Source organism: Roseibium album, assembly GCF_001404515.1.
GTDB classification, from domain to species: Bacteria; Pseudomonadota; Alphaproteobacteria; order Rhizobiales; family Stappiaceae; genus Roseibium; species Roseibium album.
The window spans coordinates 272,754-290,308 of record NZ_CXWE01000002.1 but is presented as its reverse complement, the minus strand read 5'-3'; the positions used below and the strand labels follow the sequence as shown (position 1 = coordinate 290,308).

At 58.3% G+C, this 17,555-nt stretch carries 18 protein-coding genes; 10 read left to right on the top strand and 8 right to left on the bottom strand.

The window, feature by feature from the left end; all coding sequences use genetic code 11:
* Nucleotides 1-43 precede the first annotated feature (43 nt).
* The 9 genes from pcaF to LA5095_RS06550 are packed head-to-tail and all read left to right on the top strand — an operon-like array spanning nucleotide 44 to nucleotide 8,427.
* Nucleotides 44-1,249: a 3-oxoadipyl-CoA thiolase gene (pcaF, locus tag LA5095_RS06590; protein ID WP_055113237.1), complete on the top strand. Its 1,206-nt coding sequence runs from the start codon at nucleotides 44-46 to the stop codon at nucleotides 1,247-1,249.
* A 47-nt stretch (nucleotides 1,250-1,296) separates the two neighbouring features.
* Nucleotides 1,297-2,295 (top strand): 1,2-phenylacetyl-CoA epoxidase subunit PaaA, encoded by a 999-nt coding sequence (paaA, locus tag LA5095_RS06585; RefSeq protein WP_055113235.1) that lies wholly within the window; start codon nucleotides 1,297-1,299, stop codon nucleotides 2,293-2,295.
* Nucleotides 2,296-2,328: 33 nt separating this feature from the next.
* The gene (gene paaB / locus LA5095_RS06580; RefSeq protein ID WP_055113233.1) at nucleotides 2,329-2,616 is read left to right on the top strand and encodes a 1,2-phenylacetyl-CoA epoxidase subunit PaaB; all 288 of its coding nucleotides are present in this window, start codon (nucleotides 2,329-2,331) and stop codon (nucleotides 2,614-2,616) included.
* Entirely contained in the window at nucleotides 2,616-3,437 is an 822-nt protein-coding gene (gene paaC / locus LA5095_RS06575) for a 1,2-phenylacetyl-CoA epoxidase subunit PaaC (RefSeq protein ID WP_055113231.1), read from the top strand. The genes paaB and paaC overlap by 1 nt, the downstream gene beginning before the upstream one ends.
* A gap of 9 nt (nucleotides 3,438-3,446) precedes the next feature.
* Complete coding sequence (gene paaD, locus LA5095_RS06570) at nucleotides 3,447-3,968, top strand: 1,2-phenylacetyl-CoA epoxidase subunit PaaD (RefSeq protein WP_055113229.1); 522 nt, start codon at nucleotides 3,447-3,449, stop codon at nucleotides 3,966-3,968.
* A 22-nt stretch (nucleotides 3,969-3,990) separates the two neighbouring features.
* Nucleotides 3,991-5,067, top strand: a complete 1,077-nt coding sequence (gene paaE / locus LA5095_RS06565; protein ID WP_055113227.1) for a 1,2-phenylacetyl-CoA epoxidase subunit PaaE — start codon at nucleotides 3,991-3,993, stop codon at nucleotides 5,065-5,067.
* Complete coding sequence (locus LA5095_RS06560; protein WP_055113225.1) at nucleotides 5,057-5,836, top strand: Phenylacetic acid catabolic protein; 780 nt, start codon at nucleotides 5,057-5,059, stop codon at nucleotides 5,834-5,836. Before paaE ends, LA5095_RS06560 begins: the two co-directional genes overlap by 11 nt.
* A gap of 20 nt (nucleotides 5,837-5,856) precedes the next feature.
* Entirely contained in the window at nucleotides 5,857-7,923 is a 2,067-nt protein-coding gene (gene paaZ, locus LA5095_RS06555; protein WP_055113224.1) for a phenylacetic acid degradation bifunctional protein PaaZ, read from the top strand.
* Between the two features lie 60 nt (nucleotides 7,924-7,983).
* The gene (locus LA5095_RS06550) at nucleotides 7,984-8,427 is read left to right on the top strand and encodes a VOC family protein (protein WP_235808811.1); all 444 of its coding nucleotides are present in this window, start codon (nucleotides 7,984-7,986) and stop codon (nucleotides 8,425-8,427) included.
* Here LA5095_RS06550 and LA5095_RS06545 read toward each other — a convergent pair whose 3' ends face one another.
* Together LA5095_RS06545 and LA5095_RS06540 are read right to left on the bottom strand one after the other, a co-directional pair.
* Entirely contained in the window at nucleotides 8,428-8,625 is a 198-nt protein-coding gene (locus LA5095_RS06545) for a hypothetical protein (protein WP_055113222.1), read from the bottom strand.
* Between the two features lie 186 nt (nucleotides 8,626-8,811).
* On the bottom strand, nucleotides 8,812-10,713 hold the full coding sequence (locus LA5095_RS06540) for a PhoX family protein (RefSeq protein WP_055113220.1): 1,902 nt from the start codon (nucleotides 10,711-10,713) through the stop codon (nucleotides 8,812-8,814).
* 439 nt (nucleotides 10,714-11,152) lie between these two features.
* Here LA5095_RS06540 and LA5095_RS06535 point away from each other — a divergent pair, with 439 nt between their 5' ends.
* Nucleotides 11,153-12,310: an NADH:flavin oxidoreductase/NADH oxidase gene (locus LA5095_RS06535; RefSeq protein WP_055113218.1), complete on the top strand. Its 1,158-nt coding sequence runs from the start codon at nucleotides 11,153-11,155 to the stop codon at nucleotides 12,308-12,310.
* Nucleotides 12,311-12,331: 21 nt separating this feature from the next.
* Here the strand turns inward: LA5095_RS06535 and LA5095_RS06530 are convergent, their stop codons facing one another.
* The 6 genes from LA5095_RS06530 to LA5095_RS06505 form a co-directional block, all read right to left on the bottom strand.
* Complete coding sequence (locus LA5095_RS06530) at nucleotides 12,332-13,000, bottom strand: DUF3750 domain-containing protein (RefSeq protein WP_199485823.1); 669 nt, start codon at nucleotides 12,998-13,000, stop codon at nucleotides 12,332-12,334.
* 285 nt (nucleotides 13,001-13,285) lie between these two features.
* Nucleotides 13,286-13,918, bottom strand: a complete 633-nt coding sequence (locus LA5095_RS06525; protein WP_055113213.1) for a nucleoside/nucleotide kinase family protein — start codon at nucleotides 13,916-13,918, stop codon at nucleotides 13,286-13,288.
* Entirely contained in the window at nucleotides 13,915-14,769 is an 855-nt protein-coding gene (locus LA5095_RS06520; RefSeq protein WP_055113211.1) for a sugar phosphate isomerase/epimerase family protein, read from the bottom strand. The genes LA5095_RS06525 and LA5095_RS06520 overlap by 4 nt, the downstream gene beginning before the upstream one ends.
* Before the next feature lie 8 nt (nucleotides 14,770-14,777).
* Nucleotides 14,778-15,521, bottom strand: a complete 744-nt coding sequence (locus LA5095_RS06515; protein ID WP_055113209.1) for an ATP-binding cassette domain-containing protein — start codon at nucleotides 15,519-15,521, stop codon at nucleotides 14,778-14,780.
* Nucleotides 15,518-16,489, bottom strand: coding sequence for an ABC transporter permease (locus tag LA5095_RS06510; protein WP_055113207.1), 972 nt, complete (start codon nucleotides 16,487-16,489; stop codon nucleotides 15,518-15,520). Before LA5095_RS06510 ends, LA5095_RS06515 begins: the two co-directional genes overlap by 4 nt.
* Before the next feature lie 112 nt (nucleotides 16,490-16,601).
* On the bottom strand, nucleotides 16,602-17,549 hold the full coding sequence (locus LA5095_RS06505; RefSeq protein ID WP_055114218.1) for a sugar ABC transporter substrate-binding protein: 948 nt from the start codon (nucleotides 17,547-17,549) through the stop codon (nucleotides 16,602-16,604).
* Nucleotides 17,550-17,555: the final 6 nt, after the last annotated feature.

Sequence of the window (17,555 nt, the reverse complement as noted above, 5' to 3'; positions counted from 1 at the left end):
GGTGAATTTTGCGTCGACCAAGAGGCTGCGTTGGGAGAGAAGAATGTCGGAAGCCTTTATCTGCGATGCAGTGCGCACGCCTATCGGACGCTACGCAGGCGCCCTTGCATCCGTGCGAGCAGATGATCTGGCAGCCATACCCCTTGCAGCGTTGAAAGAGCGCAATCCGGACGTGGACTGGGACGCGGTCGACGATGTCATTTTGGGTTGTGCCAACCAGGCAGGTGAAGACAACCGCAACGTCGCACGCATGGCGGTGCTTCTTTCCGGCCTGCCGGTCTGCGTCCCCGGGACGACGGTCAACCGGCTGTGCGGTTCGGGGATGGATGCCATCGGACTTGCGGCCCGCACCATCCGGGCTGGAGATGCCGGTTTCATGATCGCGGGTGGCGTGGAAAGCATGAGCCGCGCTCCGTTCGTTGTCGCAAAGGCGGGGACAGCGTATTCGCGAAATGCGGAAATGTATGACACGACCATCGGCTGGCGCTTCAAGAACTCGGAGATGGACCACGCATTCGGAACGCATTCCATGCCGGAAACGGCGGACAACGTTGCCGAAGACTACAACATCTCCCGGGAAGACCAGGACCGGTTTGCCGCGCAAAGCCAGCGCCGGTGGGAGGTGGCACAGAAGGCAGGTGTCTTCGCTCAAGAGATTGTTCCGGTAACGATCCCCCGGCGCAAAGGGGACCCCGTCGTCGTCGACAAGGATGAGCACCCGCGTCCGGGAACGGGCCTTGAGGCGCTTGCGAAGCTGCGCGGTGTCAATGGCCCCGGTCTGACGGTAACTGCGGGCAATGCCTCCGGCGTCAATGACGGTGCCGCCGGCGTGATCGTTGCCTCGGCCGCGGCGGCGGCCGGAAACGGTCTTGTGCCGAAGGCCCGTGTCGTTGCCATGGCTGCAGCCGGTGTGCCTCCCAGGATCATGGGCATGGGGCCCGGGCCCGCTTCAAAAAAGGTTCTGAAGATCGCGGGACTGCGCCTCGACCAGATGGATGTGATCGAACTCAACGAAGCCTTTGCCTCCCAGTCGCTGGCGGTTCTGCGGGAACTCGGGCTGCCGGACGATGCGGCGCATGTCAATGCCAATGGCGGTGCTATTGCCATGGGCCACCCACTTGGCATGTCGGGCGCGCGGCTTGTGCTGCATGCCGCCTATCAGCTTCAGCGAACAGGCGGTCGCTATGCGCTCTGCACCATGTGCGTCGGTGTAGGGCAGGGCATCGCACTTGTACTGGAGCGGGTGTAGGTTTGAAAGTGATCAGGGCCTGAACAGGCACTATTGGAGGAAATGCCATGTATGCGCAGCTCGTGAAATCTGAAGGTCTCAAATCACGTGAGGAAATGTCGCCGCAAGAGCAGGCTTTTCAGGACCGCGTCGACAAGGGCGAGAAGATCGAGCCGAAAGACTGGATGCCGGAGGGATACCGCAAGACGCTTGTGCGCCAGATCGGCCAGCATGCACATTCGGAGATCGTCGGTCAGCTGCCCGAGGGAAACTGGATCACACGGGCGCCGACACTGGAGCGCAAGGCGATCCTGCTGGCGAAGGTCCAGGATGAAGCAGGCCACGGCCTTTATCTCTATTCGGCTGCGGAAACTCTCGGTGTTTCCCGTGACGAACTGCTGGACAAACTCCATTCCGGCAAAATGAAATACAGCTCCATCTTCAATTACCCGACGCTGAACTGGGCGGATATCGGGGCTGTTGGCTGGCTCGTTGACGGGGCAGCGATCATGAACCAGGTACCGCTGCAGCGCACTTCCTACGGGCCATACAGCCGCGCCATGATCCGGATCTGCAAGGAAGAAAGCTTCCACCAGCGCCAGGGCTACGCGATCATGATGAAGATGGCCCAGGGCACGCCGGATCAGAAAAACATGGCGCAGGACGCGCTGAACCGGTTCTGGTTTCCGTCCCTGATGATGTTCGGCCCGTCCGACAAGGACTCGGTCCATTCGGCCCAGTCCATGGCATGGAAGATCAAGATCAACACCAATGACGAGTTGCGCCAGAAATTCGTCAACGAGACCGTGCCGCAGGCGAAATATCTCGGCCTGACTGTCCCGGACGAAAAGCTGGAATGGAACGAGGAGAAGCAGGGCTATGACTTCTCAGAGCCGGACTGGTCGGAGTTCTTCGAGGTGATCAAGGGCAACGGGCCCTGCAATCGGGAACGCATGGATGCCCGGGTCAAGGCCTGGGAGGACGGTGAATGGTTCCGCGACGGCCTCAACGCCTATGCCGACAAAGCCGCCGACCGCCGCAAGGCTGCGTCTGTCGCCGCCGAATAATCGAGAAAATGGGCTATTGAGGGAGAACCAGCCATGTCCAAGAAAGAATGGCCGCTCTGGGAAGTCTTCATCCGGGGTCAGCATGGGTTGAACCACCGTCACGTTGGCAGCCTGCATGCACCCGACGCGGAAATGGCGATCAATCATGCGCGCGACGTCTACACCCGCCGTCGTGAAGGTGTCTCGATCTGGGTAGTGCCTTCAAGGGAAATTACCGCGTCAAGCCCGTCCGAGAAAGGCCCGCTGTTCGATCCGGCCGAGAGCAAGACCTACCGTCATCCGACATTTTTCGACATTCCCGATGAAGTTGGAAAAATGTGATGCCGGATGTTGAAACAACAGTGGACGTCGCAGCGAACGATCCGATCATGACTGACGCTGCCCTGCGGCCCGCATTTTTTGAATGGCTGTGCAGGTTGGGAGACAATGCGCTGATTCTCGGCCACCGCACGTCCGAATGGTGTGGTCACGGCCCGGTTCTGGAAGAGGATATCGCGCTTGCAAATACGGCACTGGACCTGATCGGACATACCCAGATGTGGCTGGGTCTTGCCGGCGAACTGGAAGGGGAAGGCCGCGACGCCGACACTCTCGCCTATCTTCGGGACGCGATGAAATTCCGCAATATCCTGCTGGTCGAACTGCCCAAGGGCGACATGGCGGTGACGATGATGCGGGAATTCCTTTTCGACGCCTATCATCATCTGCTGTTGACCTGGTTGTCGAGCAATTCCAGTAGCCCGCGCGTTGCTGAAATCGCCGCGAAGGCGGTCAAGGAAGTCAGTTATCATCTTGACCGGGCTTCCGATATCGTCGTCCGTCTTGGCGACGGTACTGCGGAAAGCCATCGCCGGATGCAGGACGCGCTCGAACTGCTTTGGCCTTACACCGGAGAGATGTTCAAGGCAGATGAAGTCGACGAGCGGCTTTCCGATGCTGGAGTTGCTCCCGATCTTGCGCAATTGCGCGGCGCCTGGGAAACAAAAGTGCGGGACATTCTGGAAGAAGCCACTTTGACCATGCCGGATCCGGCAGGTTACGCCCATCTGGGCGGAAAGCAGGGGCGGCACACCGAGCATCTCGGTTTCATTCTAGCCGAAATGCAGTTTCTGCAACGTGCCTATCCCGGCGCGAGCTGGTAGGAGCGGGCGATGTCCACCACGCTTCTGCCAACGATCGACGAGGTCTGGAGCTGGCTTGCAGAGGTTCCCGATCCTGAAATTCCCGTTGTCTCGGTGACGGAACTCGGGATCGTTAGAGACGTTCGCTACGAACATGAGACGCTGGTTGTGGCCGTCACACCGACTTATTCGGGATGCCCGGCAACGGCAGTGATCGATCTGATGATCGAGGACAAGCTTCGTGAAAAGGGTGTGGCGGACATGCGACTGGAGCGTCGGTTGTCACCCCCCTGGACAACGGACTGGGTGACAAAGGCCGCGCGGGAAAAACTGAAGGCCTTCGGCATCGCACCGCCGATCGACGGAACGGCATCGGATGGCATGAGCGCCAAGGCCGCGCGGCTTTCCGGCCAAAACAGTCTCAGTGTTGCGTGTCCGCGCTGCGGTTCGGTCCAGACCGAGAGGATCAGCCAATTCGGATCTACACCCTGCAAGGCTGCATGGCGCTGCAAGGACTGTCTCGAACCGTTCGACTATTTCAAGTGTATCTGAAACCCGAAGGAGGGTATCGCCCATGGCTCGTTTCCATTCGCTCGAAGTGACCGACATCCGCCGCGATACGCGCGACGCGGTCGTGGTAACGCTCAAGCCCGAGGAAACGGAGGCCGACGCATTCGGTTTCGTGCAGGGCCAGTATCTGACATTCCGCCGGAATTTTGACGGCGAGGAACTGCGCCGGTCCTATTCGATCTGCACGGGTCTCGACGAGGGTTGTCTGAAGGTTGGCATCAAGCGGGTCGATGGCGGTGCCTTTTCAACATGGGCAAACGAGGAGTTGAAGGTCGGCGACCGGTTGGAGGCCATGACGCCGATGGGCCGATTTTTTACGGAGCTGGAGCCAGGGGCTGCGAAGAGCTATCTCGGTTTTGCCGGTGGTTCGGGCATTACCCCGGTTCTGTCCATCATCAAGACTGTGCTGGCGCGGGAGCCGCATAGCAATTTCACACTTATCTATGCCAATCGTCAAACCAGTTCGATCATGTTCCGAGAGGAGCTGGAAGACCTGAAGAACAGGTATCTCGGCCGCTTCTCGCTGATCCATATTCTGGAAACGGAGTCCCAGGAAATCGATCTGTTCACCGGCCGGATCGACGCTGAGAAGATGGAGATGCTGTTTCGTCTCTGGATCGATGCGGAAGAGGTCGATACGGCATTCATTTGCGGACCTGAACCGATGATGCTGACGATCGCCGACAGCCTGCGCAGTCACGGGCTTGGCGATGACCAGATCCGTTTTGAACTTTTCGCGTCTACCCAACCCGGGCGCACCAAGAGCCCGGTTGCCTCCAAGGCGGTCGCTGCCGGATCGGGCACCTGCGAGGTGTCGGTTACGCTCGACGGTACGACGCGCAACTTCCAGATGGACAAGAGTGGGACATCCGTGCTCGAAGCTGCGGTCGCTAATGCCATGGACGCTCCATTTGCATGCAAGGCGGGGGTCTGTTCCACCTGTCGCGCCAGGGTGATCGAGGGTGAGGTGGAGATGGAAGTGAACCATGCGCTGGAGGACTACGAGGTCCGTGCCGGTTACGTCCTTTCCTGCCAGTGCATCCCCGTTTCCGACAAGGTGGTGATCAGCTATGACGAGTGAAGCAATCCTTCCGCAGGACGACGCCATGTCCCTTTCCGACTATCTTGAAAGGGGCGGCAAGCTGACATCGCCGGAGAACGTTTCGCCGCGCTACCGTGGTGAGCTTCTGCGCCTGATGTCTTCCTTCGTGGACAGCGAACTCGCCGGTTCTGCGGGTTTTGCAGATGCCATCAACTGGGCGCCGGGCCTGAAGGAGAGGATCGCAGCCAGCCGGATCACCCTGGAGAAGGTGGATCACGCGGAACGTGTTCTCGATCTGATGAGCGAATTCGGCACGGACAAGGCGCTCTACAACAAGACGCACGCCTGGTCGGCGCGGCAACCACGCGATGCCCGGATTGACCCGAAACGGCAGGGGGGCGACATGCGCCTGTCTGTCTTTCACTATCCCCTTGAAAGCTGGACCGATGCTGTTGTCATGAACACGCTGATGGGAATGGCGACCGTCTATCAGCTTGAGGAACAGGTCCTGACTTCCTACCAGCCGCTCGGCGAGATCTTTCGGGAAATCCTGCCGAGGGAAAAGCGCCATATGGAACTTGGGCTGGAGGGCCTTCAGCATCTGGCGGAGGACGATACAACCCGTGCCGAGGTTCTGGCTTCGGTGAATTACTGGCTGCCCCGCGTGGCGGAAACTTTCGGCCCGGCTCAGTCAGACCGTTTCGAGCGGATGAAGAAATTGGGCCTGCGTCACACCGACAACGAGACGCTGCGTGCCGCGTGGAAAGCCGACGCCGAGGCAAGGCTGGCCGAGCTGAAACTCGGCTGAACATTCAGAAAGGACGATCCATGGACGGGACGGGAACGGTTCAGCGCCGGCTGGAAAGCTATGTCGGGGGCACATGGCGGCGGGGTGACGGCGATGGCAGGCCGGTGCTGAATGCGGCAACCGGTGAGATGCACGCCCTGATCGGCACGGAAGGCCTTGATTTCAAGGGTGCGCTTGAATGGGGACGCGAGGTCGGCGGCCCGGCTCTGCGCGCCATGACGATCCATGAACGCGCGTTGATGCTCAAGGCAGTCGGCCTGAAACTCATGGAACTTAAGGAAGAGTTCTATCTGGAGAACTTTGCCACCGGTGCGACGCGCAAGGACGGCTGGATCGATATCGACGGGGGCATTGGAACGCTTCTGACCTTCGCGTCCAAGGCGCGTCGGGAACTGCCGAACACGAAGGTCCTGAGTGAAGGCCCCGTCGAGTTGCTTTCCCGCGACAACTCTTTTGCCGCACAACACATCCTGATGCCGCTGCAGGGTGTTGCCGTCCATATCAACGCCTTCAACTTTCCCGTCTGGGGAATGCTGGAAAAGATCGCTCCGACCCTGATTGCAGGCATGCCCTGTCTGGTCAAACCTGCCTCGCAGACCGCCTATCTGACCGAACTGGTGGTGCGCAGGATCCTCGAAACCGGCATTCTACCCGCAGGAGCACTGCAGATCGTTACCGGATCAGCCGGTGATCTGCTGGAGCATGTCATCGAACAGGACGTCGTCACTTTTACCGGCTCGGCTTCAACAGGACAGAAACTGAAATCCGGCCCGGCGATCCTGAAGAACTCCGTCCGCTTCACCATGGAAGCCGATAGTCTCAATGCCTCGATCCTGGGAATTGATGCGGCGCCCGGAACGGAGGAATTCGATCTCTTCGTCAAGGAAGTCAGTCGCGAGATGACGGTCAAGGCAGGGCAGAAATGCACCGCCATTCGCAGGATCATCGTGCCGAGGGAAAATGAGTCAGCGGTCGTCGAAGCGCTCTCCGCCCGACTGACATCCACGCCGATCGGTCTGCCGGACAATGAAAACACCCGTATGGGTGCGCTGGTTTCCCTGAAGGACCGAGATGACGTCAAGTCGAAAGTGAGTGTCCTGGCAGAGGAAGCGGAAATCGTCTCCGGTTCGATAGATGCCGTTGATCTTGTCTCGGGAGATGCCGACAGGGGCGCCTTCATGTCGCCAGTGCTCCTGCGCTGCGCCAATCCGACCTCAGCGGAGGCCGTGCATTCCGTTGAAGCCTTCGGACCGGTCGCAACCGTCATGGCCTATGATGGAAATGACGAAGCGGTTTTTCTCGCACAAAAGGGGCGCGGATCACTGGTTTCCTCACTCTTTACCAATGACGGAAACGTGGCCCGGGACATCGTTACGGGTCTCGCGCCATTCCACGGGCGCGTCCTTGTCGGTAACCACCGTTCGGCGAAGAGTTCGACCGGTCACGGCTCACCGCTGGCGCCGCTCGTTCACGGCGGTCCCGGCCGGGCCGGGGGCGGCGAGGAAATGGGTGGCATGCGCGGCGTGAAGCATTTCATGCAGCGTACGGCGGTTCAGGCGACCCCGGAGCTGCTTTCTGCGATCACCGGTCAATGGATGGACGGCGCCGGTGTCCGTACCGATGTCCATCCTTTCCGCAAGTCGCTGGCGGAGTTGAAAATCGGCGATCAGATCGTCACCAGGGCGCGGAAAGTCACGAAAGAGGACGTCGAGCATTTCGCCGAGTTCACCGGCGATACGTTCTATGCCCATATGGACAGCGAGGCGGCCAGGGCCAATCCGTTCTTCGAAGATCGGGTCGCGCACGGATATCTGATCGCTTCCTTTGCCGCCGGTCTCTTCGTCGATCCGGATCCGGGACCGGTTCTTGCAAATTACGGGGTCGACAATCTGAGATTTCTCACGCCGGTCTATTTCGGTGACGCATTGAAGGTGCGTCTGACCTGCAAGGAAATCAATCCGCGCGAAAACGCCGAACATGGTGAAGTGCGCTGGGACTGCCAGGTGACCAATCAGAGCGATGAAGTCGTCGCCCAATATGATGTCCTGACCATGGTGGCAAAGGAGTGGCCGGTTGGTGCCAGTTGACGAGGTTGCCGGGGCAGCGGAAATTCGGGTTACATTCGAAGAAATTGCCGGTACGTTTCGATGGATCTTGTTCAGATCGAATGTGGTCGGGTGGTGCATCTGCTGCCGGCAGGTAATCGGAGTGGAGTTTCAGAGGTGATCGCCCATACCCATCTGCATGTCAGCGACTACGCGCGATCAAAAGCGTTTTATGAAACCGTGCTGGCGACCCTCGGCTATACGGTCAGCATGGAGGTTGGAGAGGCGGCAGGTTTCTTTGACGGCAGGAACACAGACCTCTGGGTGGTAAAAGACCCGGTCGTTCCAACGCATATTGCGTTTGAGGCAGCCAGCCGTGAGGCGGTCGAGGCATTCTACTCTACAGCCCTGGACGCGGGCGCGGCAGACAATGGCCAGCCTGGATACCGACCGGAATACCGGCCCGGATACTACGCGGCCTTTGTCCTGGATTTCGACGGTCATAATATTGAAGCGGTCTGGTATGACCACGGCAAGGAAGGCTGATCACTCAATGCAGCGGTGCGGATCGTTGAAACCGCCAACAGGCTGATACATTCTGAGCCGATTGCGTTTGATGTCCAGAATATCGGTTTTGTCCGCTGTCTCTCTTGAAGATGTCCCTGTTGGAGGGAGAGCCGGTGCGTCGATCTGGTTCAACGGTATGACCAGCTTGAACTCCGCGAGATCACGATCAATCCACATTTGATACTGGTCCTGTATACGCAGATCGTTGAATATCGTGTTTGACCGGTCACTTGAGCAACCCCCGAAAACTGTCAGGGATGTCTCCTGGTCGTAACACCGGCTTGCCGCATTTTTTACGCTGACAAACCCACAAAAAACGGCCGGTGATGAACCGGCCGAATCTGTTTGTTTAGCCGGCTATTGTCAGCCGAGCAGGCCACCATCGTCACGGGTTACCGTGATGATTGCCGAACGCGGCACAGCGTCGCCGCCCTCCGGCCAGTGGCTGTCACCGCGTTCACCCGGATGTTGAATGCCGACGAACATGGTGCGGCGGTCCGGCGACCAACAAAGACCGGTGACTTCACATTCTTTCGGCCCGACGAGGAAGCGACGGATTTCACCGGTGACAGGGTCGCCTGCAAGCATCTGGTTGTTACCCTGACCGGCGAAGTCGCCTTCGTTCTTGTAGCTGCCGTCGGTCTGGATCCAGAGCAGGCCGTTGGCATCGAATGCGAGGCCGTCAGGCGAGTTGAACATGTTGTCGGCATTGACGTTTGACGACCCTGCATAGGCATCGGAATGCACGGTCGGATTTCCGGCCAACACATAAAGGTCCCAGGTGAAGCCCGGCGTGGTGTGATCGCCTGCATCCGGACGCCAGCGGACGATCTGACCGTAGTTGTTCTTTTCGCGCGGATTCGGACCCATGGCCGGTGTTTCATCACCTCCGGCATTGGTTTTCACGCCGCGGTTCTTGTTGTTGGTCAGGCAGCAATAGATCTCTGCTTCCTTGGGGTTTGCCGCAACCCATTCCGGACGATCCATTGTAGTCGCGCCAACGGCTGACGCGGCCTGACGGGTGTGGATCTGGATTTCTGCCTGCGACCCCAAGCCAGTGGTTTCCGGGGTTAGCGGGATCCAGGCCCCAGTACCGTTTTCGTTGAACTTGGCGACTGAAAGGGTTCCGTTTTCCATCAGTTCGTCGGTATCGACGCCAGCTGCATAGACCCCGTTCGAAACATATCGGTAGAGGAATTCACCACGTTCGTCGTCACCCATGTAAATGACGACACGTCCGTCGTTGTTGATGACAGTTTCCGCATTTTCATGCTTGAAGCGGCCGAGGGCTGTGCGTTTCTTGGGGTTTGAATTCGGGTCGCTGGGATCGATTTCCACGACATATCCCGCACGGTTCGGTTCATTGGCGTGCTTGGCAACGTCGAAACGCTCGTCAATTTTCGCCCAGCCGTAGCCCCAGTCCTTGGTGCTGACACCATAGCGTTTCATTTCAGGAGTAATGGATTTCGGGTTGTCGTCCTGAACGTCTTCGCTGGAGGAGAAATAGCCGTTGAAGTTTTCTTCGCAAGCCAGGTACGTGCCCCACGGGGTTGCACCGTTGCCGCAGTTGTTCCAGGTGCCGAGCGCTTTCTTTCCGGCCGGATCAGCCGCGGTTTTCATCAGGTCATGGCCTGCGGCCGGGCCGGTCAGTTCCATTTCGGTATTCGGTGTGATGCGACGGTTGTAAGGGCTGTCCTTGACGATATGCCACTTGCCGTCCGTGTTGGCGATTTCGACGACAGAAACGCCGTGCGCCATCATGCCCTTGGCAATGTCGTCGTCCGAAGCCGGTTTGGCATCCGGATTGTTGCCCCACAGGATGTCCCGGTTGGTGTATTCGTTATTCACCACGAGAAGGGTCTTACCGTTGTGGAAGAAGACATCCATTCCGTCGGTATTGTCACCGAACGCACGCTCCTGACTTGCTGCCGTGCCACGGGTGGCGTGATCGAATTCCTGCGCGTCTGACCAGAGAGGGTCCCCCCAACGAACCAGAACTTCTGCCTTAAATCCGGGCGGAACAACGACATCGTCTGCCACGGATGTTCCAATTGCCTCGAATGCAAAGCGATTTGAAGCTGCCTCTGCGGGCGAGAACCCGCCACCGACGGCGGCAAAACTGCCGAAAGCAAGAACGCCACCCAGGAAACCACGACGGCTGAGGGCTGCTTCAACAATCCGGTCAAAGTCGCATTCTTCCGGGCGGGGGTTGATCATCTCGTCGTAATCGTCAAACGAGAGCGTGTGGTTCTCGGTGTCTTTCATCGGTTTTCCTAACTCGCTTATCAGATGATTAGCTGGCTACTGAGTTGACGCCGCCGCCCTGTCGGAATTTGCATCCGAAACGGGTACTTTCCTGTCAGGTGGCAAAAAGAGTGTGCCGCAGAGTGCTTCATGTGTACACCCATAAGGTGAGGCCTTCGTCGCGCTGTCACGGTATATCGCGCTCCATTTTGTTTTGATGACAGAACGGAGGATCTTTTGTCTCTCTGCCGCTGTTTTTTTTGCCTGTATCCGGGTCTGGACCGGGAAGATGCGAGCGGGCGCAAATTCACATTCCCTCTCTTTCTTCACATTGCGTTGATAGGCCGAATTCCACCGGACAAGATCAATCCCCGGCCCTAATCTGAGGCTTCAGGCTTCAATGCCGGTTATCACGAATGTTGCGTGCCGTTGGAGGCCGCCAGAAAATCGAAGGTTAGAGTTGTCCAGTCTGTTTTCCCCTTTCAAGCTGCGCGGAATCACGTTCAAGAACCGTATTGCCGTCTCCCCGATGAGCCAGTACAGATCCCGTGAGGGATATGCGAATGACTGGCATCTCGTTCATTTGGGTCGCTTTGCCATGGGCGGCGCCGGGCTGGTGTATGCCGAAGCCACTGCGGTGGAAAAGGACGGGCGCAGGACACATGGAGATCTCGGTCTTTGGGACGATGCGCACGTGGACGCCCTCAAACCAGTTGCGGCGTTTATTGACCGCGAAGGTGCGGTTCCAGGCATTCAGATCGGACATGCAGGCCGCAAGGCCTCGGAACGGCGTCCGTGGCATGGCGAAACACCGGTCGATCTCGAAGATGTATCGGAAAGAAACGAGGCGCCGTGGCAGGCAATTGCGCCTTCCTCGATACCCTATGCTGACGGCTGGCCACTTCCGGCCGAGATGTCCGAGGAGGATATTCAGCGTGTGATCCGCTCCTTCGGGCAGGCCGCCCGCAGAGCAGGAGACGCCGGTTTCAGGATTTTGGAAGTCTATGCCGCCCACGGGTTTCTGGTTCATCAGTTCCTGTCTCCAATCTCGAACCGGCGAGAGGACAGGTGGGGCGGGAGCCCGGAAAACCGCCGCCGGTTCGCAATTGAAGTCGCCCGATCAATCCGCGCAAACTGGCCGGAAGAATTTCCGCTGGCGTTTCGACTTTCGGCAACTGACTGGCTTGACGGAGGAATTGAAGTTGAAGAGACGGTGGAGACGGCGAAGGCGCTAAAATCGCTCGGCGTCGACATGATCGACTGTTCGAGCGGAGGCATTGGCGGAAAGGAGAGGCCGCGACGCATGGTCATCGAAGAAGGTTTCCAGACGCCATTTGCCGAAGAGGTTCGCAAGACGGCCGGTATTGCCACCATGGCAGTCGGTTTCCTGTGGGGTGGCAAAGCGTGTGAGGACATCGTTTCGTGCGGGAAGGCCGACATGATCGCGCTGGCGAGGGAATTGCTCGATGACCCGAACTGGCCGCTTCATGTCGCGGAGGAACTGGGATTGGATGAAGGCCATCAAATGTGGCCAATGGAGTCTGGATGGTGGCTGATGAAACGAGACCGGCTTTTGAAAAAGCTGGGACTTCGCCAGGCTCCGGATAATCGGACGTAGCCGAACATGGGGAGCAGCAATCTAGCTAGCCAATTCTGGAAATCTAAGAGCACCAAAAGCAGGAATTGCCACCTCCAGCGCGCCTGGATTAATCCCGGCGACAAGACCCAGAAAGTTGATTTCCAAGCCACGTCCGCCTCCGGCAACGACACCGAAATATCCGCCCAGTGTCGCGAAAAGTGCGCCGTTCTTGCGACGTCCGATCCACCTGCCATCGGCAGGAAAATCCCGACCGATAGCGGTGCTGGGCGTGGCTGCGGCGAGGCCGGGAATTTGCCCCAACACGCTTGCGACAAACGTGTTGGAGTTTGGGCCGGGCCAAATCGTGTAGTCACCGCGCTTGCGCCAGCGATAGGCAGCAATGGCTTTTTCCACCTGCGGCAACAATAGTTCAGCTTTCTTGCCGGTCAGCCTATAGCTGATCTTGGGTTTGTTTGAATACCAATGGCCATCCGCATCATAGGCGTTTTTGCGCACCGGATTTCCCCAACCCACAACATCGTAGCGGTCGTAGGTGCTTGCACCCAACGGCTTCAATACCAGCCAGGAATGCGTTGCAAATGCGCCTTTGATCCCGCCGGTACGGGCGGTCATGACATAAATTGTCGCTTCGTCCGGCGAAGGGGTCAGCGGCAAGATACCGGCACTGGACCAGGTCGCCTGGCGCCATCCGTCAGGCCGATCCGTCAAGCTCCAGACGCCGAGATGGAGGAGGGCCGGCAATATGAATACGGCCAGTAAAAAAAGCAGCAGCCGGCGAGAGAAGCGAAGAAAGAGCTTTGCGAATGAAATCATGAAATCGATTTGTGGTGCAAAATCATGGAATCATCGTGGCCATGTCCATTCGAATTTCAAAAATGCGCATCGTCCTGTCCCGTTTTCATGAGTGCGTGCATCCGGTTCAGGATCCAGGACAGCAAGGTTTGGATGTCTTCGCGCAGCGTCTTGGTCCAATTTGCCTGAGCGCGAAGAAAATCAGGCACGCAGGACAAATTCGGCCGGTCTGCTTTTGGTCGAAACAAGCTCGGCATTCGGCAGGTCATTTTCGGCAAGTTTTTTTCGGCAATCCTCAGGAGAGAGGTCCTGCCAGCGTTCCGACAAGCGTCTTTCAAGCTCATCCAGGGGAACATCAAGAAAAACCGTCGTATCGAACAGCGGTACCAGTTCATGCCAGGGCGACTGATCCAGAAGCAGGTAATTTCCCTCAACGACGAGATGGCGAACGGAGCGGGGAATTATCCGCGCGCTGTTTCGCGCAATCTCGATGCTGCGATCGAAAACCGGAACTGCGATCTCCGCTTCTTCGTTTCGCTTCAGGCGTATCAGCATCTGCGCAAAGCCGGCGACATCGAACGTATGCGGCGCTCCCTTGCGTGCGCGCCAGCCACGAGCATTCAAAATGAGATCGTCGAAATGATAGCCATCCATCGGAAAGACCGCAGCGCTGTCGGTTTCCCGGTCATTCAGGTGCGCGGCGAGCGTGTCGGACAGTGTGGATTTTCCCGCACCCGGGGCTCCGCAGACAGCAGTGATGCTGCGCGCTTTGGAGCCGCGTTCCAGCGCAGTGGCCACAAGTTCCTCAAATGATGTTTCACGCGTATCGTTCATGACAGATCAAGTCCGGCGGCCTGCGCCTGTTCGACAATGAAGGGGAGCCCGATATCGATGACATCTTCCGGCCGATCGGCAACCGGGCGCCACACAGCAAGCCCCGAAGCGATTTCCGGAGCCAGATAAACAAAACTCTCCAGGGTCATTGTGCCCTGATAGCCAATGTCTGCGAGAGCCTTGAACGTTGCTGCCCAGTCGAGCGTTCCCTTTCCCGGGACGCCGCGGTTGGATTCTGACAGGTGCACATACCCAAGGTGCTCGCCCGCATCTTCAAATCCGGCTGCCATGCCTGCCTCCTCGATGTTCATGTGATAGGTATCAAGGTGGATAAAGACATTTGCAGCACCGACGCGTTCAATGATCCCTGCAGTCTGTCTCGCTGTGTTGAGCAGATGCGTTTCGTACCGGTTGCAAGGCTCAAGTCCCAGACGCATGTTGAGCGTTCTCGCCTTCTGGGAAACCCGGTCGACAAGACGGCAGATCGCATCGCTTTCGGCTTCGGTGACGGGGCCTCCCGAGGTCTTGCCGATGGTGCCGTAAGTAACACCCGAAAGCGAAGCGGCACCGGCATCCCGTGCGACCTGCAGAGCAAAGCCAAGATAGTCGACGGCATCGCCATGGTTTCGGACGATATCGAATTCCGCTGGAAGTCCGAGCGAGCAGACGATCTCGACACCGTTGCGTTCCGCGGCGCGTCTGGTACCGGTACTGTCGTAGTTTTGAGGATCCAGCAGGGGCGTCTCGATGACCGACACGCCATGGGCAGTGATCGGTGGCAGCAGGCGATCGGCTTCGCCTGGGTTCCAGAGAGGCGTGAAGGCAAGGCCATGTAGTCCAAGTCGGGGCATACGCTTTCCTATCCGTGGGCGCCTACAATATAGGAGACGACTTCCGCCATGTCGGTTTCGTCCCGTTTCAGGTCAGCAATAACATTGCCGCGGCGGAGTACGACGATCCGGCCGCAGGCTTCGAATACATCGTTGAGGCGATGACTAATCAGGATGGTCGCAATGCCCTCTTCCTGCATCTGCCGTATCAGGTTCAGGACGCTTTCCACCTCGCGTACCGCGAGTGCCGCAGTCGGTTCGTCCATGATCACGAGCTTCGGCTTGAACGTCAGCGCGCGGGCAATGGCGATGGTCTGTTGCTGACCACCGGAGAGCATGCCGACCGGAATCTGGATCGAGGGGACATGAACGCCCAAACGGTCGATCATCTCCTGAGCCTGGGCGTCAATCTTTGCCTTGTCGACGAAACGTGGAAGGATCCCGAGGAATCTCTTGGTCGGCTCTCTTCCCAGGAAAATGTTGTTGGCGACATCCTGTTGCGGTGCAAGCGCGAGATCCTGATAGATCATCTCGATACCCCGTTCGCGCCTTTCGCCCGGATCGCGGCCGGTGACATCCTGATCGTCAAACGTTATGCGGCCGCTGTCGGTAGTGTAGACCCCGGTGATGGTCTTCATGAGCGTCGATTTGCCCGCACCATTGTCACCGACTAGCCCGACAACTTCACCGGCCGCCACTGACAGGTTCACTCCGTGCAGAACCTGCACCGGGCCGAAACTTTTCTCGACACCTGAAAGCTCCAGAAGGCTCATTGCAACGACCTCCCTCTGGTCCGGATCTGGTCGAGCCAGACTGCGGCGATCAGAACGGCACCAATTGCCATCTGCTGGTAGTAAGCCTGTACGGCCATGAGGTTGAGGCCGTTTTGCAGAACGCCCATGATCAGGGCACCGATCATGGTCCCGAGGATCGAGCCGCGTCCGCCAAACAGGTTGGTTCCGCCGATGATGGCCGCGGTAATGGCCAGAAGCTCGTAGTTCAGGCCGGCCGTCGGATCTCCGGTGTTCACGCGCGCCGTGAAGATCAGGCCGGCGATCCCCGCCATCAGCCCCGAAATCGTGTAGAGCATCATGCGTTGACGGCGGATGTTTATACCTGTGGCCCGGGCCGAATTCTCGTTGTCGCCAAGCGCGAGGGTGTGATGCCCGAACGGGGTGTGCGCGAGGACGTAATGCGAGGCCAGGGCGACGAACAGCATGATGAAAACAGGTGTCGGGACGCCAAACGGGCGGGCCTGGCCCAAAAACAGGATCTCTTCCGGCAACCCGTAAATACCCCGGCCGCTTGAGATGATCAGTGCCAGACCACGCGCGATCCCGAGCATGCCGAGGGTAACGATGAAAGCGGGAACATGTCCTCGCGTGATGATGAAGCCGTTGACTGCACCCGCTGCTGCGCCGGCCATGAGCGAGCCGATGATTGCAAAGTACCAGGGCAATTCGAGCGTCACGACCAGTGCCGCTCCCGTAACCGAAGCCAGGCCGAGAACAGAACCGAGAGACAAATCGATCCCGGCCGAGCTTATGACGAATGTGGCCCCGATCGCCAGAATGCCAAACGTGGCACTGGCCAGGATGATGTTGAAGAAGTTGTTCGCGGTCAAAAAGACCCGTACGCCGGAACCGGTCACCGGAGACAGAAATGCCATGACGATGATCAGTGCCAGGAGCACCGCGAGCGATTCCACGCGAACGTGCGTTCTTTCGAGAAATTTCAGCATATGCCTACCCGATAAATGCGGGCCTGGAGTGTCTTTCGTTCAAACGAACGCACAAAGATGTTCAATCGATTTCGATTGAACATCCGTTGACCCGGGGCCCGCATTGTTGCTGTTACTTGACGTATTCGAGCATCGGGTCGGAACCGCCTTCAAGGACTTCCTTGGTCAGAACCATGGTCGGCACATAAATCCAGTCAGGTTGTTCGCCGCCGGCCTTGACCATTTCGACTGCCTGCTTGCCGACGAGGTAGGGCAACTGCGCGACGGACGCGTTAAGACGTCCGGACTTGATCGATTTCACCGCATCCGAGTTGCCATCGACGCCAATCACGGTCACCTGATCGCCTTTTCCGGCTGCATAGACCGTTTCAACCGCTCCCAGGGCCATGCCGTCATTGGCGGCAAAGATGGCCACAAGCTCCGGATTGGCGGTCAGAATATCGTTGGTGATGTTGGCTGCCTTGCCGCGGTCCCAGTCGCCCGGCAGCGACGCCACGATTTCCAGTCCGGGTGCCAGTTCGGCAAGTTTTTCAGAAAAGCCGTTAGCCCGTTTCTGGCCGGTGACGTTGCCTGAAAGACCTTCTATCACAAGGATCGGTCCCTTTGCGTCCGCACCAACCTGGCTGACCAGCCATTCTGCGCCCTGTGCACCTGCCGCGACATTGTCCGAGCCGATGGAGAAGGCGATATCGACACCTGCATCTGTTGCGATCTTGTGGTCAAGGTTCCCATCGAGGTCGACAACGGGGATGCCCATTTCGGTCGCACGTTTCAGGCAGGGGAGCAGGATGGTGGAATTGATCGCGGCGGTGATCATCGCATCCGGCTGGCGCTCCAACATCGTGTTGCAGACATTCAACTGCGGCTCGGCGGCCTGGTCACTTTCAACTGCCTGGAGGTAATACTCCACACCAGCCTCGCTGGCGCCATCCCTGACACCGAGTTCCATCGCGCCCCAGAACGGGTTGGACAGGGTTTTCATCAGAACACCGTACGTTTCAGCCTGAGCCGGAACGGCGAGCAATGCCACGAGGGCAGTTACGGTCAGTTTCTTGAACATTTGCTT